The sequence below is a fragment of the Bacillus sp. FSL W7-1354 genome (assembly GCF_038002405.1).
Classification (GTDB): domain Bacteria; phylum Bacillota; class Bacilli; order Bacillales; family Bacillaceae; genus Bacillus; species Bacillus paralicheniformis.
The window spans coordinates 2,582,722-2,606,152 of the sequence record NZ_JBBOCL010000001.1 but is presented as its reverse complement, the minus strand read 5'-3'; the positions used below and the strand labels follow the sequence as shown (position 1 = coordinate 2,606,152).

Annotated in this window: 23 protein-coding genes and 1 pseudogene; 18 read left to right on the top strand and 6 right to left on the bottom strand. The window is 48.4% G+C overall.

The window, feature by feature from the left end; all coding sequences use genetic code 11:
* Positions 1-15 precede the first annotated feature (15 nt).
* Together MKZ04_RS13330 and MKZ04_RS13325 are read right to left on the bottom strand one after the other, a co-directional pair.
* Complete coding sequence (locus tag MKZ04_RS13330) at positions 16-1,170, bottom strand: oxalate decarboxylase family bicupin (RefSeq protein WP_020452974.1); 1,155 nt, start codon at positions 1,168-1,170, stop codon at positions 16-18.
* 93 nt (positions 1,171-1,263) lie between these two features.
* Entirely contained in the window at positions 1,264-1,413 is a 150-nt protein-coding gene (locus MKZ04_RS13325) for a YvrJ family protein (protein WP_020452973.1), read from the bottom strand.
* A gap of 157 nt (positions 1,414-1,570) precedes the next feature.
* On the opposite strand from MKZ04_RS13325, the pseudogene MKZ04_RS13320 reads away from it, so the two are divergent.
* From MKZ04_RS13320 to MKZ04_RS13305, 4 genes and pseudogenes are all read left to right on the top strand, one after another.
* Positions 1,571-2,163, top strand: a pseudogene (locus MKZ04_RS13320) (sigma-70 family RNA polymerase sigma factor).
* 25 nt (positions 2,164-2,188) lie between these two features.
* Positions 2,189-2,344, top strand: a complete 156-nt coding sequence (locus tag MKZ04_RS13315; protein ID WP_228767692.1) for a hypothetical protein — start codon at positions 2,189-2,191, stop codon at positions 2,342-2,344.
* A gap of 196 nt (positions 2,345-2,540) precedes the next feature.
* The gene (trhO, locus tag MKZ04_RS13310) at positions 2,541-3,509 is read left to right on the top strand and encodes an oxygen-dependent tRNA uridine(34) hydroxylase TrhO (protein ID WP_101561459.1); all 969 of its coding nucleotides are present in this window, start codon (positions 2,541-2,543) and stop codon (positions 3,507-3,509) included.
* A gap of 440 nt (positions 3,510-3,949) precedes the next feature.
* A complete protein-coding gene (locus MKZ04_RS13305; RefSeq protein ID WP_020452970.1) occupies positions 3,950-4,585 on the top strand; it encodes an FMN-dependent NADH-azoreductase in 636 nt (211 codons plus the stop codon).
* A gap of 31 nt (positions 4,586-4,616) precedes the next feature.
* Here MKZ04_RS13305 and MKZ04_RS13300 read toward each other — a convergent pair whose 3' ends face one another.
* On the bottom strand, positions 4,617-5,666 hold the full coding sequence (locus tag MKZ04_RS13300; RefSeq protein WP_341046121.1) for an oxidoreductase: 1,050 nt from the start codon (positions 5,664-5,666) through the stop codon (positions 4,617-4,619).
* Between the two features lie 183 nt (positions 5,667-5,849).
* On the opposite strand from MKZ04_RS13300, the gene MKZ04_RS13295 reads away from it, so the two are divergent.
* The 3 genes from MKZ04_RS13295 (at position 5,850) to MKZ04_RS13285 (ending at position 8,094) form a co-directional block, all read left to right on the top strand.
* The gene (locus MKZ04_RS13295; RefSeq protein WP_048350125.1) at positions 5,850-7,028 is read left to right on the top strand and encodes an amidase; all 1,179 of its coding nucleotides are present in this window, start codon (positions 5,850-5,852) and stop codon (positions 7,026-7,028) included.
* 114 nt (positions 7,029-7,142) lie between these two features.
* Positions 7,143-7,622: a MarR family transcriptional regulator gene (locus tag MKZ04_RS13290; protein WP_224146438.1), complete on the top strand. Its 480-nt coding sequence runs from the start codon at positions 7,143-7,145 to the stop codon at positions 7,620-7,622.
* A gap of 16 nt (positions 7,623-7,638) precedes the next feature.
* Positions 7,639-8,094, top strand: coding sequence for a nuclear transport factor 2 family protein (locus tag MKZ04_RS13285; protein ID WP_023856297.1), 456 nt, complete (start codon positions 7,639-7,641; stop codon positions 8,092-8,094).
* Here the strand turns inward: MKZ04_RS13285 and MKZ04_RS13280 are convergent.
* Positions 8,091-9,311, bottom strand: a complete 1,221-nt coding sequence (locus tag MKZ04_RS13280) for a cytochrome P450, cyclodipeptide synthase-associated (RefSeq protein ID WP_023856296.1) — start codon at positions 9,309-9,311, stop codon at positions 8,091-8,093. The genes MKZ04_RS13285 and MKZ04_RS13280 overlap by 4 nt on opposite strands.
* Positions 9,308-10,057 carry a tRNA-dependent cyclodipeptide synthase gene (locus MKZ04_RS13275; RefSeq protein ID WP_075212682.1) on the bottom strand — a complete coding sequence of 250 codons (750 nt, stop codon included), beginning with the start codon at positions 10,055-10,057 and terminating at the stop codon, positions 9,308-9,310. Before MKZ04_RS13275 ends, MKZ04_RS13280 begins: the two co-directional genes overlap by 4 nt.
* A 525-nt stretch (positions 10,058-10,582) precedes the next feature.
* Here MKZ04_RS13275 and MKZ04_RS13270 point away from each other — a divergent pair.
* A complete protein-coding gene (locus MKZ04_RS13270; protein ID WP_341046118.1) occupies positions 10,583-11,809 on the top strand; it encodes an MFS transporter in 1,227 nt (408 codons plus the stop codon).
* A gap of 19 nt (positions 11,810-11,828) precedes the next feature.
* On the opposite strand, the gene MKZ04_RS13265 is transcribed toward MKZ04_RS13270, so the two are convergent.
* Complete coding sequence (locus MKZ04_RS13265) at positions 11,829-13,028, bottom strand: MFS transporter (protein ID WP_023856293.1); 1,200 nt, start codon at positions 13,026-13,028, stop codon at positions 11,829-11,831.
* Between the two features lie 358 nt (positions 13,029-13,386).
* Between MKZ04_RS13265 and MKZ04_RS13260 the strand changes: the two genes are divergently transcribed.
* The 10 genes from MKZ04_RS13260 to MKZ04_RS13215 all read left to right on the top strand — a co-directional run bounded on the left by MKZ04_RS13260 (position 13,387) and on the right by MKZ04_RS13215 (position 23,421).
* Positions 13,387-15,456: a bifunctional rhamnulose-1-phosphate aldolase/short-chain dehydrogenase gene (locus tag MKZ04_RS13260; protein WP_020452961.1), complete on the top strand. Its 2,070-nt coding sequence runs from the start codon at positions 13,387-13,389 to the stop codon at positions 15,454-15,456.
* Between the two features lie 54 nt (positions 15,457-15,510).
* Positions 15,511-15,900, top strand: coding sequence for a sensory rhodopsin transducer (locus MKZ04_RS13255; protein ID WP_023856290.1), 390 nt, complete (start codon positions 15,511-15,513; stop codon positions 15,898-15,900).
* The gene (gene rhaI / locus MKZ04_RS13250) at positions 15,893-17,113 is read left to right on the top strand and encodes an L-rhamnose isomerase (protein WP_023856289.1); all 1,221 of its coding nucleotides are present in this window, start codon (positions 15,893-15,895) and stop codon (positions 17,111-17,113) included. The genes MKZ04_RS13255 and rhaI overlap by 8 nt, the downstream gene beginning before the upstream one ends.
* Positions 17,110-18,591 (top strand): rhamnulokinase, encoded by a 1,482-nt coding sequence (locus tag MKZ04_RS13245; protein WP_341046116.1) that lies wholly within the window; start codon positions 17,110-17,112, stop codon positions 18,589-18,591. Before rhaI ends, MKZ04_RS13245 begins: the two co-directional genes overlap by 4 nt.
* A gap of 79 nt (positions 18,592-18,670) precedes the next feature.
* A complete protein-coding gene (locus MKZ04_RS13240; RefSeq protein WP_020452957.1) occupies positions 18,671-19,432 on the top strand; it encodes a DeoR/GlpR family DNA-binding transcription regulator in 762 nt (253 codons plus the stop codon).
* Positions 19,433-19,517: 85 nt separating this feature from the next.
* Complete coding sequence (locus MKZ04_RS13235; RefSeq protein ID WP_003185255.1) at positions 19,518-20,069, top strand: DJ-1/PfpI family protein; 552 nt, start codon at positions 19,518-19,520, stop codon at positions 20,067-20,069.
* A gap of 124 nt (positions 20,070-20,193) precedes the next feature.
* Entirely contained in the window at positions 20,194-20,499 is a 306-nt protein-coding gene (gene csoR / locus MKZ04_RS13230) for a copper-sensing transcriptional repressor CsoR (RefSeq protein WP_020452956.1), read from the top strand.
* A gap of 94 nt (positions 20,500-20,593) precedes the next feature.
* On the top strand, positions 20,594-20,803 hold the full coding sequence (copZ, locus tag MKZ04_RS13225) for a copper chaperone CopZ (protein ID WP_020452955.1): 210 nt from the start codon (positions 20,594-20,596) through the stop codon (positions 20,801-20,803).
* Between the two features lie 36 nt (positions 20,804-20,839).
* On the top strand, positions 20,840-23,275 hold the full coding sequence (locus MKZ04_RS13220) for a heavy metal translocating P-type ATPase (protein WP_195536901.1): 2,436 nt from the start codon (positions 20,840-20,842) through the stop codon (positions 23,273-23,275).
* The gene (locus MKZ04_RS13215; RefSeq protein WP_023856286.1) at positions 23,272-23,421 is read left to right on the top strand and encodes a hypothetical protein; all 150 of its coding nucleotides are present in this window, start codon (positions 23,272-23,274) and stop codon (positions 23,419-23,421) included. Before MKZ04_RS13220 ends, MKZ04_RS13215 begins: the two co-directional genes overlap by 4 nt.
* The last annotated feature ends 10 nt before the right edge of the window (positions 23,422-23,431 follow it).

Sequence of the window (23,431 nt, the reverse complement as noted above, 5' to 3'; positions counted from 1 at the left end):
TGCAAGCCTGGCTGGTTATTTCTTATCAAATTTCACGACCGGATGCTTTTCTTTAGAGAGCATGTTTGTAAACTCGCTGCCGACGTCGAGGTGCTGGCGGACAAGCTCTTCCGGAACGAGCGCGAGCCATTGGTTTAACGAAACGTCAGCATAGTGGTCGTCTTTGAAGATTTCGAGGAAGCGAAGCGGTTCGTCTCCTGTATTTTGGACGTAGTGTCCCATTGCAAACGGCACATAGCCGACATCTCCGGCCTGGTAGTTAAATGTTCTGGCATGCCCGTCGGACGCGAAAACGGTCATTTTCGCTTGTCCGGAAATATAATACTGCCATTCGTCTGTATTCGGATGCCAGTGCAGCTCCCGGATGCCTCCAGGTTCGACTTCCACCAGCGCAGAAGCGATTGTTTTCGACGCTTTGAAATTCGTGGAATCGGCAATCCATACTTTACCGCCGCTAGATACGATCGGTTCCTGTTCAAGCAAATTGTAGCTGAAAGATTGAGGCACCGTTCCGTTCGGGCTTTCGACTTTGTCTTTCTCAAGACATCCAGGGATCACTTCTTGGAAAATATACTTTTCTTTATCTGGAAGAGATGCTACGACGTCTTTTGAAATGCCGAAGTTTGCGGCAATTACCTCATCAGGCGTATGGGCCAGCCAATCTGTCACCTGGAAGGTGCTGTTTTCAGAGAAAGAGCCGTCATCGAAGACGAGCAGGAATTCGCAGCCGTCTTCAAGCGCTTGGATTGAATGCGGCAGACCTGACGGGAAGTACCAGAGATCTCCTTCTTTCACATCTTCAATAAAGTTTCTGCCGTCTTGGTCAACAGACGTAATCCGTGCTTTTCCGTACAGCATATATGCCCATTCGGCTTCCTTATGCCAGTGAAGTTCCCTGATGGCTCCAGGTTTCAGCCTCATGTTGACAGAGGCAAGCTTGTCTGAAATCGGCAGCTCGCGAACGGTGACTTCCCGTGCATATCCGCCTTTTTCGAGTCGGTTATGGACATCGGAAAATGAAAATTTCATGTTTGACACCGTTCCGTGGTCGGTTTCCGGCGGCGCAAGCATGTCCGGATTTTGGCGATCGCGCTCAACGTTATGCGGAATTTTCGTTTCCGCTCCTTTTTCTCCTCTGATCGGCTGTGGAATTGATTTGTTTTTTTCCATGTGATATCCCCTCTTTCTCAAAATGTAAAGGAGAGCTGAAAGGCCTTTCGTTTTCCCCTTCTGTCATGTTAAGTGAAAAAAGTGAGGCCGATGTCAATCATCGGTGTCACTTTTTTCTTTGATCAATTCGATCAGTTCATCGATTTTCTTTTCAAAACGCGTCAGCAGGTAAATTGCCAATACAGCTGGAAAGCCGACATTGCCGATTTGTTTCGCTGCTTCCTCAATGAATGCACTGTCCATTCTTACCACCTCCTATGTTAAGAAGTGAAGAAAGTCTGAAAAATGTAAGCAAAGAACTATTTTCTCTGAATGGGAACTTATGTTTGCATGTTAATAAGAAGAGATGAGTTTACTTTTTTTACATTTCTTTCATCTAAATAAATAGGAGGCGGTTTTTATGATTGATCAAACGTTACTGCGTGCGAAAATCAAGGAAATCACAGGGCATCCGCTTGTGAAGCATTTTTTGAGCAACCCCCGGTATGAGCGGCTTTTCAACCACGTTTTGGAACATCCGGATTCTGAAGAGGCAGAGTGTCTCGATCGCGAATTTAAGCGGTTTTACAAAAACATCCGCATGATCAAATACATCAACTCGATGATCCGGATTTTCTCCGTCGACTTTGATAAAAGAGTCCGGAAAAATCGAGAGCGTTTTCCATTGATGATCGACGACAGTCCGACTTTGCCCGAGCCGCCCCGAGGGGACCTGTTAGACGATGTCTTGGAACAGGAAGAGGATTTAAGTGAACATCTGCAAGACCCGATGCTTTATGAAGCTTTTTTGCAATTGACGGACAAGCAGAAAAAAGTGCTTGCGCAAATTTACATTCACGGGGTATCCATGCAGGAAATGGCTGACTCTTTGGGAGAATCAAGGCAAAATATTCAAGAATTCATAAAAGGGCACTCGAAAAGATAAGAGAGCTGCTGAATTCTAAAGCAGAGGGGAATGATAACAGTGAGTCTGCACGACGAAAAAGAGATTGAGAAATTGCTGGAAAATTTCACGCCGATGATCAAAAGCAAATTAAACAACACATCCTATCAAGAGAGGGAGGATCTTGAACAGGAGCTGAAGATGAAAATTTGCGAAAAAGCGGAGATGCTTTTATGTCAAGAAGTTCCTGGGTTTTGGGAGTTTATAACAGAATTACTGAAAGTCCTTTAACCTGAGTTGTTTTGCTTGCGTAAAACGGCCGGAAGTGTTAAAATTTCTAGCATTTGATTAAGGGAATGTTCAAGCAGCTTCATTGAAATCATGGTGATGATTTGTTTTAATATGAACAAAGGTTTGATAAAATAAATGGATGGATATTCCATTTTTTCTCCTATAAAAACATGCATCAGATAGGTGGTAAGATATCATGAAAAATCAATACCGAGTATTGTTGTATTATAAATATGTTCTTATCGACAACCCCGAGCAATTTGCCGAAGATCACCTCAAGTTCTGCAAAGATTTGGGCCTGAAAGGGCGCATCCTTGTGGCGGGTGAAGGAATAAACGGAACCGTGTCAGGAACCGTAGAGCAGACAGACCGCTATATGAGTGAAATGAAAAACGATCCCCGCTTTGAAGATATGGTGTTTAAAATCGATGAATCAGAAGGGCACGCTTTCAAAAAAATGCATGTCCGCCATCGCGATGAGCTTGTGACGCTCCGTCTGGAAGATGATATCGATCCGAATGAATTAACGGGAAAATACCTTGAGCCAAAAGAATTTTATGAGGCGATGCAGCGGGAAGATACGATTGTCGTCGACGCACGGAACGACTATGAGTACGATTTGGGACATTTCCGCGGCGCGGTCAGACCGGACATTAAGGCGTTCCGCGAATTGCCTGAATGGATCCGTGATAACAAAGAAAAGCTCGAAGGCAAGAAAATATTGACTTACTGCACGGGCGGTATCCGCTGCGAAAAATTTTCGGGATGGCTGAAAAAAGAAGGATTTGAAGACGTGTCCCAGCTTCACGGCGGGATTGTGACGTATGGAAAAGACCCTGAAGTTCAAGGTGAACTGTGGGACGGGCAGTGCTATGTTTTCGATGAAAGAATCAGCGTTCCGGTCAACCAGAAAGAGCATGTCATCGTCGGCAAGGATTATTTCACCGGCGAGCCTTGCGAGCGCTATGTCAACTGCGCCAACCCTGAATGCAACAAGCAGATCATCTGCTCTGAAGAAAATGAACACCGCTATTTGCGGGGCTGCACGCACGAGTGCCGGGTTCATCCGCGCAACCTGTATGTCAAAGAGCACGGCCTTTCAGAAGAAGAGGTGCAAGAGAGACTCGAAAAGCTGGAAGAAGAGGGGCATACAGCGCAGTCATAAAAGCTGTATATAAAAGTATCATCTAAAAAACGAAGATGCCGCAAGCATCTAAGAAATGGCATTGCTCCTGCAAGGGAGTCTGCTTTCGTTTTGAATGGAGGAACGCCTTGACCTGAAAAATCGAGGCGTTCCTTTTTTTATTCGTGAATTGCAAGCAGAATGAAAGTATTTGCAGGCGATCAGACTGCTGAACGAAAGTATCAATTAACGCTTTTGATCCAGCCGCTAGTGCAAAAATGCGAAACAGGCGATCAGCAATATGTGCAAACTGCGTCGTAAAACTTCCGTATGGGAAGTTTGCATCCTGTCTGCGAGCTATTTCCGGCTATACGTTTTTGGACCGGCGGATGATTCCAGCATAAGCCGAGTTTTTCTGAATATTTGCCTGAAAACGTCCCATACTATCCAATAACAATACAAAAAGGCAGGTAGCAAAAGAGATGACAAAAACCCTTTACATTACCGCTCACCCGCATGACGAAAGGGCATCATACAGCATGGCGGCGGGAAAAGCTTTTATCGAATCTTACAAAGAAGCTCATCCGGATGATGAAGTCATACATCTTGATCTTTACAAGGAGAACATTCCGCAGATTGATGCGGATGTTTTCAGCGGCTGGGGAAAATTGCAGTCGGGATCGGGATTTGAACAGCTTTCTGAACACGAAAAGGCAAAAGTCGGCCGTTTGAATGAGCTGAGCGAGCAATTTATCGCGGGAGACAAATACGTGTTTGTCACGCCGCTTTGGAATTTCTCTTTTCCGCCGGTGATGAAAGCGTACTTTGATGCGGTCGCTGTAGCGGGAAAGACGTTTAAATATACCGAACAGGGACCGATCGGGCTGTTAACCGATAAAAAAGCCCTGCACATCCAGGCGAGAGGTGGCTACTATTCAGAAGGGCCGGCTGCGGAACTTGAGATGGGGCACCGCTATATCAGCATCATGATGCAGTTTTTCGGAGTGCCGGAATTTGAAGGTTTATTTATAGAAGGGCATAATGCAGAGCCGGATAAAGCCGAAGAAATTAAACGAAATGCAATTGCCCGCGCCAAAGAATTGGGCCGGACCTTTTGAAAAAACCGCGGACGTGATCCGCGGTTTTATTTTATTTGTGTAAGAACACCGTTTGATTCGTTTCGCTGCTTTTTTGAGCGGCTTCGATAATTCGGATGACGTCGCGTCCTTCTTCCGCCGTGACAGGCAGGCTGCCGCCTTCAAGAATACTTGAAGCAAGCTGCTTGTAATAGGTTAAGTATGAACCCGGGATGCTTTCCACTGTTTCCTTAATGACCTCGTCGCCTTTGACTGTGGCCAGTTCCCCGTAATATTTGGGTTGATCGGCTCCCCACTCATCGCCTGCAGGTTTTTGACCCGCTCTGAGTGCATCCTCCTGGCCGTCGATACCATACTTAATAAAGCTTCCTTTTGAACCGTGGATTTGGTAGCGGGGACCGTTGGCCGGAACAATCGAACCCGAGTGGAGAATCACTTGGCGCTGATCATAGTGAAGGACGACATGGAAGTAATCGTCTGTTTCCGCATTGGCTCTTTGAGCGGTCACTTGAGCGGTGACACTGTTTGGCATGCCGAATAAATGAAGCGCCTGATCGATCAGGTGTGAACCCAAATCGTACAGTGCGCCTGAGCCCGGTCCTTTCTGCTCTCTCCAGCGCTGTCTGACATTCGGCCGGAACCGGTCGTAGGAGGCGTGGAATGTGTTAACCTCTCCGAGTCGCCCTTCTTTGATGAGCTGTTTGATCGTCAAAAAGTCGTTATCCCATCTTCGGTTGTGGTAGACGCTGAGAAGCACCCCTTTTTCTTTCGCGGCATTGATGAGCTTTTCAGCTTCTTCCGCTGTTGCCGTCATCGGTTTTTCCAGGACGACATGCTTTCCGGCGCGGATGCACTCTTTCGCCATTTCGTAATGAAGGCAGCTCGGCGTGGTCACGATGACGAGATCAATGTCAGGGTCATTTGTGATGTCTTCGATCGAGCTGACGGCTTCTGTTTCGGGGAGGTCTTGTTTGACTTGTTCTTTTCTTGAAGTCATCACCTTTCGAATCTCAAAATCTTCTAACACAGATAATAAAGGCGCATGAAACACCGAACCTGACAAACCGTATCCTAATATTCCTGTGCGAACCTTGTTCACCATTCATTCTCCTCTCCCATGTTCGTTTTTAATATGTAATCAACACACCTTTATTTTACCCTGTTTGCCTATAGGAACAAACCTAAAGACCCTTTTCAACCGGAGAACGGAAGATTTTGTCACAATTTTGTTCAATTTGAAGAGGTGTCCGGTTATCGTTAAAAACAAAAAGAGGGGATTTTGAAAATGGAGTATGATTGGGGCGCTTTTATGAACAAGGATTTGGCTGTCGAGCCGGCATCAGCTGAAGGAAGCTTGAAAAACCTTTCGTTTGCGGTAAAGGATGTGTTTGCGGTAGAAGGCCATACAAATGCGGCGGGAAATCCTGATTGGCTGAGGACGCACGAACCTGCCGAAAAAAACGCGGAAGCCGTTGACTTGCTGCTGCGTGAAGGGGCAAGGCTTAAAGGTGCTGCTCACACGGATGAGCTGATGTACAGCCTTGACGGAGAAAATGTCCATTATGGTACGCCAGTCAATCCTTGTGCCAAGGACAACATTCCTGGAGGATCTTCAAGCGGTTCGGCCGTGGCGGCAGCTTCCGGCATGGCCGATTTTGCCCTTGGAACAGACACCGGAGGGTCTGTCAGAATCCCTTCTTCCTACTGCGGAATTTTCGGATTTCGGCCGACGCACGGCGAGGTGCCGGTTAATGGAGTCATACCACTGGCGAAAAGCTTTGACACTGTCGGATGGATGTCAAAAGATATCGGAATTCTTCATGCGGCAGGCCGCGTCCTGCTTAGCGGACAGGAGGAGGCAGGGGCCTGTTTCAAGCGGATTTATTTTGAAAAAGAGGCGTGGAGCCTGCTTGAAGAAAGCGACCGGACACAAGTATACGCTCATGCATTAGGCCTGATAGACGGCGAATTCGACTGGTGCATTGCCGCTGACGGAGGCCTCGCGGAATGGGCGGAGATGTTCAAGTTGCTGCAGGGTCTGGATATTTGGGAGGAGCATGGAGCTTGGATCGAGCGCACAAATCCAGTGTTCGGCTCTGGAATCGCAGAAAGATTTGAATGGACGTCAAGTCTTAGGAAAAGCGATCATGAGCATGTGTTGATGAAAAGAGAAGCGGTGAAAAGGAGACTGTCGGAATGGCTCGCGGAAGACGGCTTACTCGTCATTCCAACTGCTCCCGGCACGCCGCCGCTCCGCGGGCTACCGGAAAACGAATTACATGAGAGAAGGGCGCGCACGATGAAACTGACGTGTATTGCCGGGCTTGGCGGGCTTCCGCAGATCACCGTTCCGTTACCGGCAAAAAACGGCGAGCCTTTGGGGCTTTCATTCATCGCCGGCCGCAAACAGGACCTGAAGCTTCTGGCTTGGACTGAAAAGCACGTGTTATCTCTTCAAGTATGAGGGAAGCATATGCTGCGGATCTTTTCTGCATCATATGCTTTTTGCTTGCTTTAATTATTGTTAACTGGTAAACTATTAAATAGTTAACCGGTTAACGATGATGGAAAGGATATGATGATCGTGGAAAACAAGACGTATGAGCAAGCATTTCAAGCCGTTCAGGATTTTATTCTCAAAAGAGAAAAGCGGGCTCAGCATGAACAGCAGGCGCTCGCAAAGGAAGCTTTTCAAGAAGACGGCAGCATCCGGAAGCATTGGACACTGACCCAGCTTCACATTATCTCGCTTATCAGCGAAAACGAGGCAGACGTCAACAACGCTTTCCTAGCAGCAAAACTTCAAATATCAAAAGCGGCAGTGACAAAAGCGGTCAATGTGCTTACAAAGCACGGGATGATCGAATCGCACAAAAAACCGAACAACAACAAAGAATTGTATTACAGATTAACAGACGAGGGGAAGAAACTGGCCGACATTCATGACAGGATGCACGAAATTGCAAAGCAGCGCTATATCGAGATGTTTGAGCGGTTTTCCGAATCCGAGCTGGAAACCGTCATCCGCTTTTTAAACGAATGGTCAAAACACATTTAATCAAGAGGAGCAGCGAATGAATAAAAGTGAAGCCCAACAGTTTTTAAGCAGCATGTATCAGGACATCTTGAGTGAAATGAATACTGAAAAAATTCCCGATTATTTCAGCGAGAATTATGTTCAAGTAACCGACGGCAGTCAAATTGACCTTGTGCAGTTTAAAGATCACATGAGGACGCTGAAAAAGGTTGCCCGCACCATAACGGTGTCGCCCTTTCATGAGTTTTTGTTTGACGAGCGACTGCAAAGCGCAGCGGTCAGGTATACGGTCAATGTTGTCAAAACAAACGGAGACCGGGGGAGAATTGATGTCATCGCGATGTTTAAAATGAATGGTTTTAAAATCGTTCAATGCCACGAACTTTCACATGCGATCGAAGGGAAGGAGGATTTTGAAGAGCTGGCGAAGATCAGTGAGGCGGCAATTGAAAAAGCCTCCTCTCGGGAGGAGAAGGCTTTTTCACAAGATTAATGTTTCGTATCAAATCTGATGTTGAGCGAGACGGGGCCGCGTGTGTAAAGGCCTGTCTCACGGTAAACGAAGTCTTCCTCCAGCTGGATATTCTTCAGCTGATCCAGGACGATATTTGCGACAAGCTCGATTTCCGTCTTCGCAAACCCCGCTCCTACACAGTTGTGGACGCCTGAACCGAATGCGAGATGCCTGGCTGCGCCGCTGAATGCGCTTTTGACTTCCAGGTCGGTGCGATGGATGTTGAACTCGTCGGGATTCTCAAACGCTTCAGGATCGCGATTTGCCGCGCCTATCATGCAAAATACAGTCGTCCCTTCTTTGAGCTCGACTCCGGCGATCACCGCGTCCTGTGAAAGCTGGCGCGGGATGAGCTGCACCGGCGGCTTGTAGCGCAACGTCTCTGCGATGGCCTGAGGCAGGAGCGTACGGTCTTCCAGCACGTCATTCATTTGATCGGGATGATGAAGCAAATGATAAATCATTAATGCGAGCGTCTTGTCCGCCGGTTCCGTGGCGGCAAGCAATATATTGAGAATCAGCGCGCGGATGTCGCGGTCAGACATCGCTACTCCCTCGTATTCGGAAGTGCAAAGGATGGATATTAAATCATGTCCGGGATTTTTGCGCCTTTCCTCGATAATCGGATTCAAATATTCAGCGAGCTGTTCACTGCATTTGAGGGAATGTTCCCGGTCTTCAGGTGCCTGATTCAAACTGGTAATGAAATCGGCGACGCCGCTGTGCCAGTTTCTCACTGTTTGGTGGTCGTTCTTGTCCAAACCTAAAATGTCCATCGTCACACAAACGGCGAACGTTTTGCCGAAATCATTGACAAGGTCGATCCGCCCTTTCTCCAGATGAGGGGCCAAAAGCCTTTGTGCATTATCTTTAATGAGCGGTGTGAGGTGATCAAGGGATTCCCCGATAAAACGGCGCAGAACGATTCTCCTTTTCGCCGTGTGCTCTTTGCCTTTCATTTGGGCGAGCACAGGTCCGCGCATGACGGGCTCGGCCCGTTTGGCGAGCGATTTCGTTGTAAAGACGTCCTGATTCTGGAGCACGCGGCGCACATCCTGGTAGCGGCTGATAAAATAGCTGTCTAGCGATTCTTCATAATGGACGGGATCAGATTCCCGAAGGTATGAGAAATATTGATACGGATTCTCGTGATATTGTTCTGACAACACGCTGAATGTTTTTAGCGATTGATTCATACTCGTTCCTCCTGCATGCTTTTATATTCCACACTTTCGTCCGATTCGGAAACCATAAGATATCCTTGATTTGGGCGCATTTTGACGGCAAATTCATGACGGGAGATCTGTTCGCCGAGCTTCCATGGACGGTGATAAGCAAGAAGCGTCTCTTCGACGCCTAAAATATCAGGGGCGGCGATGAAAAACGGAAGTTCAGCGATGACGTATTCAACAGCCAGCTCCAGCATGGCGGCGCTGACCTCCTGGACATCCATGCGAATACCCCGGGCCCTTCCGAGGATCGCCGCATGCGACATCTCCAGGCAGGCTTTCCGAAAATGCGGCTGGTCGAAAAAGGCATCTTCGACTTCCATCCGCAAACGCTGGTATGCGGTCTGGTTCGCGAAATCGGAAAATGTATGAATGGCCTCGGGGTTGCCGCCATGCGCTTCCAACGCCTTTTCAGCGAATCTCCGGTTCCGTGAGACTTCTTTCCTGACTTTCCGTTCGGCCTTCCCATTCGGGGTGCCGAGCGCTTCGAGAAGGTTGGCTGCTTCCTTTCCGGCTAAAAGCACGGATACATGTTGAAATTCACGGACGGCCCAGCCGATAAGCCGATGAATGTAATCTTCGGAAAATCGGCTGTTGAACGGGCTGATGCCAATGAGAACATGGTGTCTGCGTTTTAGTATTTCATTGCAGTTTCGGGTAAGAGTTTCAGTTTTGAATGGCCGGTGTTTGCTCTCCATTGTAAGCTCTGTCATTGATTTCCTCCTTAACGGACATAGAATGACTTCTTTTGCAATCAATGATGGGATACGTGCGGTTTATCGAGCTGGGAATAGGCTGGTCTCAACTTCACGATGAATCGAGAAGAATAAGCGATGGTGCGGGTCATGATGAAGGGGTATCACATTTGTTCAATAGTTAAAGCAGGGCAAGAGTTTGAGCTCAAAATCAGGCAAGGTACAGCATGAAAGTTTACTAGTAAACAATAGTCATTTTATCCCTATCTTTTCCAGTTGTCAACACAAATCAAATTCAAAATATGAAAATATTCGTAACGTTTTTTGTGAATCTGAGGAATTTTGATCAGAAGGAACCTTTTTTTAAGGCGTTTTTCGAGTGAAGAAACCCGATAAGTAAAAAATTTGTAAAAACTTTAAAGCTGCAGTAAGAAATGTTCGTTGACATTGATAAAGGAGTCATCTACAATTAATATTGTTAACTGGTGAACGATATTGAAGGAATTGTTAACGAATAAACAAAAACAAGGCAGGCGGTTTGACATGAGACCAATGAAATTAAATGCTTCTTTCATTATGTATTTTGTGTGTATCAGCGCCTTTTTCGCATCGTTGAATCAAAATATTTATTCACCCATCATTCCGTTAATCAGAGATTCGTTTCACGTTTCCGTATCGATGGTCAACCTGTCCGTCTCGCTGTTCATCTTCATTACAGCTGTGATGCAAATCATTGTAGGCTCAATTGTCGACTTTAAAGGATCGAGGTTTGTGATGATGGCGAGCATGATCGTAACGGTCATTGCTACAATCGGCTGCGCCGTCGCAAGGGATTTTGGACTGTTTCTTTTTTTTAGGGTGCTGCAGGCTTTAGGGACGGCAGCGCTTCCATTAATTGCGGCAACCACAATCGGATCTCTGTTCCAGGGAACGAAGCGGGGCAGTGCGATGGGGACTTATCAAATGCTGCTTTCCCTTGCACCGGCAGCGGCGCCTATTCTCGGCGGTTTTATCGGGGAGCGCTATAATTATCCGGGAATTTTTTGGTTTTTGACAGTCTTGTCTGTTCTTTTGCTTTTCGGAAATGCGTTTTGCTTTCCGCAGAGCCATGCGGAGAAAAAGACCAATCTCAGCGCCGGCAGCCTGTTGTCGCATTATAAGGATATTTTCAAAAACAGGACAGGAAATGCCGTTTTGATATTAAGCTATCTTCTTTTCTTTATTTATTTTTCAGTGATCGTATATTTGCCGATTTTGCTGACTGATCATTATCACCTTGATCTGCAGATCGTCGGCTTGCTGTATTTGCCGATAGTGGTCAGTACAGTTGCCGGCAGCGTGCTGTTTAAGTGGATACAAAAGAGATTGTCGCTCGGACGCCTGTTTCTGATCGGCAATCTGACCGCCGCGGCCAGCGTCGTCTGTTTTGGCTTTACCCACTCGTTTTCACTTTTCGCGTTGTCGGCGGCCCTCGTTCTTTTCGGCGTCACAATGGGGCTGATCCCGCCGCTGTTCTCTACGATGATGGCAAATGAATTTGATGAGAACCGCGGCAGTGCGATGGGCATGTTTAATTTTATCAGGTATACGGGAATGGCCTGCGGTCCTGTTCTATCAGGCGTGTTATTAGGAATGTCATCTTCTGTTTTCGTTTTCGGCTGTTTCGGCATCGTCTATGCCGCGGCCGCCCTTTTGATGTTCGCGATCATGCGGAAAGCAGCTCAGACAAAGACGCTGCAAGAACCAAACAAAAAAGCTGCCAGGTCTTAAAACCGGGCAGCTTTTTTAATTACAGATCCGTTCTCCACATTTCTTCTTTCACTTGTCTTTTCTCAGACACAAAGGCGAACATCGTCAGCGTCAGTCCGCACATGGTCATAAGCGCACCGCCTGTGGCAAGGTATGTGTAGGACTCTGATGCATGAAGAATGAGTCCGCCGATCCATGCGCCGAGCGCGTTGGCCAAGTTAAATGCAGCGATGCTGACAGAGGTGGCGATCGTTGTTCCGTGTTCAGACGCAGCCACGACCTTTGTTTGCAAAAGGGGCACCGTTCCGAAAGCGCCGGCTCCGAATAAAAACGTCACGATGATGGCGCCGGCAGGGTGTCCGCTGACAAAAGGGAAGGCCGCAAGGATCGCCATGAGCGCGATCATCACGCCGATCATGGAGCGGGTTAACAGGTGAAACGGCACCTTTCCGGCGTAGAAATTGCCGACGACTCCGCCAAATCCGTAGGCGAAAAGGGCGGCTGTAATGCCGAGGCTGCCAAAACCGGCAGAATGCCGCAGCATCGGTTCAATAAACGTGTAGGCGATGAATACACCTGAATAGCCGAAAATTGTGATAGCAAAAGAGAAAAGAACTTGTTTATTTTTAAACACATCCCATTCATGGATCAATTTAGGGACGACTTTCGGTTTTCTGTGCGGCACCGTCAGCCAAATGCCGGCGAGGCCGATCAATCCGAGGAATGCGATCATCAGAAAAACGATCCGCCAGTTGAAAAGGTCGCCTAAATAAGAACCGAACGGAACGCCGAGCATCAGGGCGATGGTCAAGCCGCCGTTCATTGAAGCGGCAGCGGCGGCCCGCTTTTCGGGCGGTACCATTTCGCTGACGAACACCATCGTCGTTGCAAAAAATGCGCCATGAATGGAAGCGGATAGGATTCTTGAGATCAACAAAACGGTGAAGTTCGGCGCCAGGAAACTGAGCGCATTCGACAGTACAAACACACTCATCAAGCCGATCAATACCGGTTTTCGCGGCATTTTGACCGACAATATGGTGACGATCGGCCCCGTCAGACAAACGCTTCCCGCATATGCCGTTACCAATAAGCCAGTAGATGAAATCGGAACAGAGAGATCCTTTGAAATGGAAGTCAATATACCCATAACGACATACTCTGTAAAGCCGATAGAAAATGTGCAAATCATAAAAATTGCGATGATCAGTTTGACTGGTGCGTGCAGTGTTTTATTCATCCTGACCCCTCCTTTTAAAAAACATGAGTTTATATATTAAAAGATTAAAAGCCGATTTTCAACCGTTTGTTGTGGATCAATATGTTCCCAAAACGGTTAGCCGTCGGGACAAAAAGCGTCATCATCATGATGCCAGCGCTTTCTTAAAATCTGACGTTTTATTTTCAAAGGTTAAAACATTCCACATTCCTGCCCCCCCTACGGCTGCCTGCTGTTGGGGGTTTTTTATTTATAGACCGATTGAAACAGCTCTATCATAAAATGGCTTCTGAAAAAAGCGCTTACAAAACAAAACAAAATATGTTACTCTTTAAACAAACATATTCAAAAATAAACAAACAAAAACGGAGTGATACGTATGGTGGAATATTTATGGTCAGAAACTGAGGCTGCATCGCTGCGTCCGGGTCTTGACGAACTCGTCTACCGTTCCAACCTGATCGGCTCTGACCGATCGGTCTGCAACTGGGGCGGGGGAAACACATCGATGAAAACGACGGAAAAGGATTTCAGGGGCAGGGACATCGAGGTGATGTGGGTGAAAGGCAGCGGCTCGGACTTGGCGACGATGTCAGCGGGCCAATTTACCGGGCTGAGGCTCGATGATATTCGTCCGCTGATGGAACGGAGCAGCATGACCGATGAAGAAATGACGGCATATTTGTCCCATTGCATGATGGACGGAAAGCACCCGCGGCCGTCGATCGAAACACTTCTTCATGCTTTTTTGCCGTTTCCGCATGTCGATCACACCCACCCCGATGCGATCATCAGCATCTGCTGCGCTGATAATGGAAAAGAGATCGCAGAGGAGATATTCGGCAGCCGCTTTGTATGGGTGCCTTATGTCAGACCGGGCTTCGCTTTATCGAAGCTGATAGCAGAAGGTGTGAAAAACAACCCGAATGCAGAGCTTGTTTTAATGGAGAAGCATGGGCTCGTCACCTGGGGGGAAACGGCGAAAGAAAGCTATGATCAGACGATTGCTGTGATTCGCGAAGCGGAAGCATACATTAAAAGCCGTTCAGAAGATCATCAGCCGTTTGGCGGACAGATGGTCGAGCCGCTTGCACCGGAGGACCGGAAACGGATTTTAGCCGATATCTTGCCAATTATCCGCGGCGCTGTCAGCGGAGAGAAACGCATGCTGCTCACATGGTGCGATGCTGATGATGTACTCGAATTCACGAACAGCAGGCGCGCTCCATCGCTTTCACAGGTCGGCGCAGCATGTCCGGATCACCTTGTGCATACAAAGCGGACGCCTGCCTATATTCCGTGGAATCCCGCTGAACAGGACACAGAGAAGCTGGTCGAACGGATCAAAACCGAGATTGCTAGGTTTAAAGAATCGTATGCCGCCTATTTTCAAAGAAACCGGCATGAAGGAGACGAGATGTTTGAACCGGCGCCGCGCGTGATGCTAATCCCGGGAATCGGCATGGTGGCAGCAGGTAAAAGCCTGGCGATGGCAAAGGTCAGCCGAGATTTATATCGGCGGGCGATTGCTGTCATGAAGGGAACAGAAGTCCTTGGAAACTTTGTATCTCTAAATGAGGAAGAATCCTACAATGTCGAATATTGGCCGCTTGAGCTTTATAAATTAACGCTTGCTCCGCCGGAAGCCGAATTTTCCCGCAAGATCGCATTTGTGACGGGAGGAGCGGGCGGAATCGGCAGCGAGACCTGCCGCCGCCTTGCTTCAGAAGGTGCGCATGTTGCTGTTGCTGACATTAATATAGAAGGCGCAGAAAAAACAGCCGCAGAGATTAATGAACAATACGGTGCGGAACGAGCATCCGCCGTCCGCATGGATGTGACGAAAGAAGAGGACGTTCAGGCGGCATTCGAGGAAATCGTCCTTAATTACGGCGGGATCGACATTCTCGTCAACAACGCGGGGCTTGCGACATCCAGCCCGCTTGATGAAACGACTCTCGAAGAATGGAATTTGAATATGAATGTACTTGGAACAGGATATTTTCTCGTCGCCAGAGAAGCTTTTAAGCAAATGAAAAGACAGGGTTCAGGCGGCAGCATGGTGTTTATCGGCTCGAAAAATTCCGTTTATGCAGGCAAAAACGCTTCGGCATACAGCTCTGCAAAAGCGCTTGAGGTTCATTTGGCGAGATGCATCGCCGCTGAAGGCGGACCGTATGGAATCCGCGTGAATTCAGTGCTTCCGGATGCGGTGCTTCAAGGGTCGGCCATCTGGGACTCCAAGTGGCGCGAAGAAAGAGCCGCCGCCTACGGGATTGAACCCGATCGGCTTGAAGAGCATTACCGCAAACGTACGACTCTTTCCGTCAACATTTATCCCGCCGACATCGCCGAAGCGATCGCTTATTTCGCTTCAGAAAAAACGGCAAAAACGACGGGATGCATGCTGACGGTTGACGGGGGAGTGCCGGCCGCATTTTCAAGGTAATTGGAAAGGAACGGCTTCGGCCGTCCTTTCAGAAAACAAAGGGGGAAAAGGGAGATGAAGGGCGAGACCCACTGGATCATACCGGACGGTTTTATTCCTCCGGAAAGTTCCGGAAGCTTGACGAGCCATGAAGCCATTTGTGTTTTAAATTGCCATGAAGAAGACGCAAACCTTGCGATCACAGTATACTTTGAAGACCGTCCGCCGCTCGAAGGCATTCCCGAGACGGTTCAGGGCAAGAGAACGAAGCATATTCGCACAAGTTCTTTGCACCGAGCAGGAGAACGCATTCCTGAAAATGTTCCTTATGCGATCGAGATCGCAAGCGATGTACCTGTGATCGTCCAGTACAGCCGGCTGGACACAACCCAGCCGGAACTTGCGTTAATGTCAACCATGGCATATCCGTTAAAAACAAGGGGGAAGGGTGTACATGATGAATGACCGGGCTTACGCTTTATTTGAAGAACAGCAGAAAGACAGAGGCATCAGCCTTTCTGAAGTAAAGGAAAAATTGAAAGCGCTTAAAATCGAGACGCCTTCATGGGGATACGGGGACTCGGGCACGCGCTTCAAAGTGTTTCAGCAAGAGGGCGTACCGAGGGATCCATTTGAAAAAATGGAAGATGCATCAGTCGTTCACAAATTAACCGGAACTTGTCCTTCCGTCGCCATCCATATTCCGTGGGATCAAGTTGATGATTACGGAAAGCTGAAAGCGCACGCCGAGCAGCTTGGCCTTGCCGTCGGCGCCGTGAATCCGAACTTGTTCCAGGACGATGACTACAAATTCGGAAGCGTCACAAACGTTAAAGCGGACATTCGCCAAAAAGCGACTGAGCAATTGCTCGAATGCGTCGATATTGCAAAACAAACAGGATCCAAGGAAATCAGCCTCTGGCTTGCCGACGGAACCAACTATCCCGGTCAGGGCGACATCAGAAAACGGAAAAATTGGATGTATGAGTGTCTGGCTGAAGTATACGAAGCGCTTGACGATGATATGCGGCTCTTGATTGAATACAAGTTTTTTGAGCCGGCATTTTATCATACAGACCTGGCGGATTGGGGGATGGCTTACAATTTGGCGCAAAAGCTCGGGCCGAAGGCTGAGGTGCTCGTCGACACCGGCCACCATCCCCAAGGGACGAACATCGAGCACATTGTCGCTTATTTGCTTGACGAAAAACGTCTCGGAGGCTTTCATTTCAACAGCCGCAAATACGCTGATGACGATTTGATCGCAGGCGCGCACAACCCGTACGAACTGTTTCTCATTTTTTATCAAATTTTGGACGCCTGCCGCGATTCCGACCCGAGTGTCCGGAAGACGGCCGAACATATTTCGTATATGCTTGATCAATGCCATTATCTCGAACCTAAAATCCCGGCTGTACTGCGCTCGGTCATGAATGTGCAGACTCAATTTGCAAAAGCGCTTTTGATCAACTTCGATGAAGTGAAGAAAGCGCAGGAAAATCATGACGTTCTTGCCGCAGAGGCTGCGATCCGCGAAGCATTTGAAATTGACGTCAAACCGCTCCTTTACGCCGTGCGGGAGGAAATGAACGTCCCGCCTGATCCGCTCAAAGCTTATGCGGAAAGCGGGTATGCGGAGAAAATACTGGCACGCGGCAAAGGCGGTGCAAGCTGGTGACGATTCTCGCTTTTGATCTTGGTGCGTCGAGCGGCAGAGCTTATGCAGGTCATGTGGACGGCGGTCTGATCAAAGCGGAGGAAATTCACCGTTTTCCAAATCAGCCCGTTCAGGCGGGAAAACACCTTTATTGGGACATTCTCAGGCTTTATCATGAAATCAAACAAGGCATTTTAAAGGCGAAAAACGGCTGCGGACGAATCAGCTGTATCGGAATCGATTCATGGGCGGTTGATGTCGGCTTTCTCGATCGTAACGGAGAGCTGTTGGGGAACCCTTATCATTACCGAGACCCTTACACGGACGGAATGATGATGGAGGTGCTGAATGAAATCGGAAAAGAAGAGCTGTTTTCAAGAACCGGTATTCAACTTTTGCCGTTCAACACCATCTTTCAGCTCCGGGCACTGAAAAAAGCGAATTCTCCGCTGTTGGAACACGCGGAAACGCTTTTAATGATTCCTGATTTGCTGCGCTATTTTTTAACGGGCGAGAAAAAAAGCGAGTTTACAAATGCGACGACAACTCAGCTGTTCAACCCGAAAACGTCAGATTGGGATTGGGAGCTCATCAGCCTTATGGGACTCCCGGCCAATATTTTTCCGAAGGATATAGCAAAACCAGGAAGCGAAGCGGGGAGGCTGTCACAATCAGTGTGCAGCGAATTGTCGGTGCCTGCCGTACCGGTCATTGCCGTCGGCGAACATGACACGGCTTCTGCAGTTGTCGGCGTTCCCGCTGAAACGGAAGACTTTGCATATTTGATTTGCGGCACCTGGTCGCTGATTGGAACTGAACTTGACATTCCGCTGATGTCAAAACAGGCGCTCGATTGGAATTTTACAAATGAGGGCGGTGCCGGCGGTACATTCCGCTTTTTAAAAAACATTATGGGATTGTGGCTGTTCCAGCGCTGTCAGGCGGATTGGGAAAAAGACGGGGTCAGCTATTCGAGCGTTGAGCTTGTCAAACTTGCCGGACAGTCGGAAGTATTCAGGTCGGCGGTTGACCCGGATGACCCGGTGTTTCTTAATCCCGTGCATATGCCTGAGGCGATCAGGGAGTATTGCCGTGCAACTGGGCAGCACGTGCCGGAAACGCCCGGACAGATGATCCGCTGCGTGCTGGAAAGCCTTGCGTTTAAATACCGGTTTACGCTTGAACGGATTGAAACATTGACAGGAAAAGAATATGACGGACTTCACATGGCGGGCGGAGGGATTCGAAATGAACTGCTGTGCCAATACACGGCGAATGTACTGGCCAGAAATGTATGGGCCGGACCGTCAGAGGCGAGCGCCATCGGCAACATTGCCGTACAGGCTATCGCACTCGACATGTTTTGGGATATTCAAAGCGCCCGAAAAGCGATCAGGACTTCCTTCCCTCAAAAAACGTATGTACCGGAAGATACAGAAGCGTGGGAGGCGGCATACCGCCGCTATACAAGTCAGATTCTCGGCGCCGCTTCCCGCTGAAAACATTTCCTGTATCGGCGCTGATGCGCTATCATGAAAGTAACAGTGACTTTTACCAAAAAAGGAAGGAAGTAAACGGATGCTTGTAGCTGAAAGACACCAAAAAATCGTCGAGCTTGTCAATCTGCGCTCGAGCGTACGCGTCACAGAACTGAGCGAGCTTTTTTCCGTCACGGAAGAAACGATCAGGCGCGATCTGGAAAAGCTTGAGAAGGAAAATAAGCTGAAAAGAAGTCATGGCGGCGCTGTCAGCGTACAGACCGAAGAAGCGGAGGTGCATTTTCGCGAGCGCGAAATTACAAACGTAAACGAAAAAAAGATGATTGCATTTGAAGCCGTTAAGCACGTGAAAAGCGGGGAACGAATAATTCTTGACGCCAGCACGACGGCATGGTACATGGCAAAAGCGCTTGAAAACATCCCGCTGACCGTCATCACCAATTCAGTCAGAGTCGCGATTGAACTCAGCAAAAAAGAAAAGGTGACGGTCATTTCAACCGGCGGGATGCTGCTGCCGCAATCGATGTCATATGTCGGTCCTTTGGCTGAGCGCTCCCTTGATATGTATCACGTCAACAAAACATTTCTGTCTTGCAAAGGCGTCGACCCTGCGAGCGGTTTGAGCGATTCAAACGAAATGCAGGCGCTGTTGAAAAAACGGATGATCGAGATTGCGGACGAAACGATCTTGATGGCGGACAGCAGCAAATTCGGGACCCGTGCTTTCTCGCAAATCGACCGCCTTCATAACGGATACAGGATCATCACAGATTCAGGAATTGACAAAGCAAACCTTGCCCTCTTGAAAGACATTACAGAGACCATCACGATCGTCGGCTGAAATCAAGCTCCTCAAGCACTTGATTTTAAAATCAGGCGCAAATGGGATAAAATAGAAGAGTAAAAAAGGAAAGGAGATGTTTTTGATGGCGAAAAAGATTTTGATCGTAACGGGCGACGCAGTTGAAGCGCTGGAAGTGTATTATCCTTATTACCGCTGTCTTGAAGAGGGCTATGAAACGACGATCGCCGCACCGAAAAAGAAAAAGATTCATACGGTTGTTCATGACTTTCTGGATTGGGATACATACACCGAAAAGCCGGGCTATTTAATTGACGCGCATGCTTCATTTGATGAGATTGATCCGTCCGAATACGACGGCATCATCATTCCGGGCGGACGCGCGCCGGAATTTATCCGGATGTACGATTCCCTGCTGAAAATTGTTGCTCATTTCTTTGAGGAAAATAAACCGGTCGGCGCGATTTGTCACGCGAGCCTGATTTTCACAAGCCTGAGAGAACATCTGAAAGGTCGGGAGCTGACGGCTTACATCGCCTGCAAACCGGAAGTCGAAGCCGCGGGCGCGACTTATGTAGAGGAGAAGCTTCATGTCGACGCCAATCTGGTCTCAGGCCATGACTGGTCCAATCTGCCGGAGTTTATGAGAGAATTTTTTAAAGCGTTAAACAAATAATATGCAGGGACGACCCCGCAGAAAATTGGGGTTGTCTCTTTTTTTTAGACATGTTTCGCTTCGCATTTTATAATGGTACAAACGGGTAACTTGGACAAAATACAATGGAAAGAGAGGTGCTCCGATGTCAGCAGATCATCATGAACACACATTAAATCCCAAAAGTTCTAAAGGAAAAGAACAAATCACAAACCGTTTAAAGCGGATTGAAGGGCAGGTCAGAGGCATTCAAAACATGATCGAAAATGACCGCTACTGCGTCGATATTCTTGTTCAAATCTCAGCTGTGCAAGCCGCGATGCAAAAGGTGGCTTTCAGCCTGCTTGAAGATCATACCCACCATTGTGTCGCAAACGCGATTAAAAGCGGTGAAGGCGAAGAGGCCATCGAGGAGCTGCTTGATGTGTTTAAGCGTTTTTCAAAGTCGTGAACGAAAAAAGGGAAAATCGTTTTCTTGAAATACCCTACAGGGGTATGGTAATATAAAACCGATCAATATCATCAAACCATAGGAGGTTTTCAATATGGAACAAAAAACACTGAAAGTCGAAGGCATGTCTTGCAACCACTGTGTTCAGGCAGTAGAAGGAAACGTCGGAAAGCTTGGCGGAGTAGAGTCCGTTAAAGTGAATTTAAGCGAGGGCAAGGTCGAAGTTTCGTTTGATTCAGGCAAAGTATCGCTGAAAGAAATCATCGATACGATCGAAGATCAGGGGTATGATGTCGCAGGCTAATGTATACCTATAAGGGGTATATAAGGAGTGAAGGATATGGACGGACAAAAAGAAGCCACCCTCCAAATCTCTGGCATGACCTGCGCCGCCTGTGCGGCGCGGATCGAGAAAGGGTTGAAAAGGCTTGACGGCGTTCAGGACGCAAATGTGAACTTGGCGCTGGAAAAATCAAAAATCGTTTATGATCCGGGGCAAATCGAAGTCGGACAGCTGGCTGAAAAAGTCGAATCGCTCGGCTATCAAGTTCCAGCGGAAAAAGCCGAATTCGCAATTTCCGGCATGACGTGTGCGGCTTGCGCCAACCGGGTTGAAAAGCGCCTCAACAAGCTGCCGGGCGTCAAAAACGCCGCCGTCAACTTTGCCATAGAGACTGCGGCAGTCGACTATCATACCGGTGCGGTTTCGCCGGAGGAAATGATCGAAGCCGTTGAAAAGCTCGGCTACAAACTCGAGCTGAAAAAAGACCAAACTGCGGATGGAGCGGCGGAACAAAGAGAAAAAGGCATTCAGCGTCAAACCGGCAAGTTTATTTTTTCGGCCATTTTATCTTTTCCGCTGCTCTGGGCAATGGTCAGCCATTTCAAATTCACGTCATTTATATGGCTGCCGGGGATGTTCATGGATCCCTGGGTTCAGTTCGCGTTGGCGACACCGGTTCAGTTTATCGTCGGGAAACAGTTTTACACAGGGGCTTATAAAGCGCTTCGGAACAAAAGCGCGAACATGGATGTGCTGGTCGCTCTCGGCACGTCTGCCGCGTATTTCTACAGCTTGTATTTAAGCATTGAAAGCCTCGGCACGAACCGGCATCCGGACGGACTTTATTATGAAACAAGCGCCATCCTCTTAACCTTGATCATTTTAGGAAAGCTGTTTGAAGCGAAAGCGAAAGGGCGCTCATCCGAAGCGATCAAAAAGCTGATGGGGCTGCAGGCAAAGACGGCGACCGTCGTCAGAAACGGCGAAGAGATGACCGTGCCGATTGAAAACGTATTGGCAGGCGACATCATGTACGTGAAGCCCGGTGAAAAAGTACCGGCAGACGGAGAGATTGTCGAAGGACGTTCTGCGCTGGATGAATCAATGATCACCGGTGAAAGCATCCCTGTTGACAAGACGGTTGGAGATCCGGTTATCGGTGCTACAATCAATAAAAATGGATTTTTAAAAGTAAGAGCAGAAAAAGTAGGCAAAGATACTGCGCTGGCGCAGATTATAAAAGTCGTGGAAGAGGCGCAAGGTTCAAAAGCTCCGATTCAACGGCTCGCAGACCGGATTTCCGGGGTTTTTGTGCCGATTGTCGTGGCGATCGCAGTCATCACATTTTTCGTCTGGTATTTGGCGGTTAGCCCCGGTGAATTCGGCACGGCGCTGGAAAAGCTGATTGCGGTGCTTGTGATCGCATGTCCGTGTGCGCTCGGTTTGGCAACACCGACTTCGATCATGGCCGGATCGGGCCGTGCGGCTGAATTCGGAATTTTATTCAAAGGCGGCGAACATTTGGAGACGGCTCACCGCTTGGAGACGATCGTGCTTGACAAGACGGGGACGGTCACAAATGGAAAGCCTCAGCTCACAGATGTGCGCACTGAACCATGGATCAATGAAACATCGTTTCTCAAGCTTATCGGTGCTGCGGAAAAAAACTCTGAACATCCGCTTGCTGAAGCCATTGTCGAAGGCGTTAAAAAGAGAGAGATAGAACCGGCCTCCGCAGACAGCTTTGAAGCGATACCCGGTTATGGTATCGAAGCCGCAGTCAATGAAAAACGGATTTTGATCGGCACAAGACGGCTGATGGAAAGCCGTGATATTGACATTCAAGAGGCGCACAGCGAAATGGAGAAGTTTGAAACACAAGGAAAGACAGCGATGCTTGCCGCCATCGACGGTCGGTTTGCCGGGCTGATCGCCGTCGCCGATACGATAAAAGACACGTCGAAGAGAGCGGTGAAAAGGCTGCATGATATGGGGCTTGAAGTCGTCATGATCACCGGAGACAACCGGCGGACGGCAGAAGCGATTGCTGCTGAAGCCGGCATTCAGCATGTCATTGCAGAAGTCCTGCCTGAAGGAAAAGCAGATGAAGTGAAGAAAATCCAGGCAAAAGGCAAAAACGTCGCGATGGTCGGCGACGGCATCAATGATGCGCCGGCACTGGCGGCAGCCGATACCGGAATGGCGATCGGAACGGGGACTGACGTCGCCATGGAAGCCGCCGATATCACCTTGATCCGCGGCGATTTAAACAGCATCGCCGATGCGATCCTCATGAGCAGGCTGACGATCAAAAACATTAAACAAAACCTTTTCTGGGCGTTTGCCTACAACAGCATCGGCATTCCGTTCGCGGCCGTCGGGCTTTTGGCCCCGTGGATCGCAGGTGCCGCGATGGCGTTCAGTTCGGTCTCGGTCGTTCTGAATGCACTCAGGCTGCAAAAGGTGAAGCTTGATTGGAGGAATCCGTCTTGAAGGATAAAACAGTGCTCGTTTGGACGGTTTCGGCGGTTGTTTATGTAGGAATTGTCATGCTCGTATACAGCATATTGGCCGCTCAGGAACCGATACCCGATGAAAAGCCTCATGACGGTCATGCTTTAGAAGAGCATGCCAAATGATTTGAAAAAG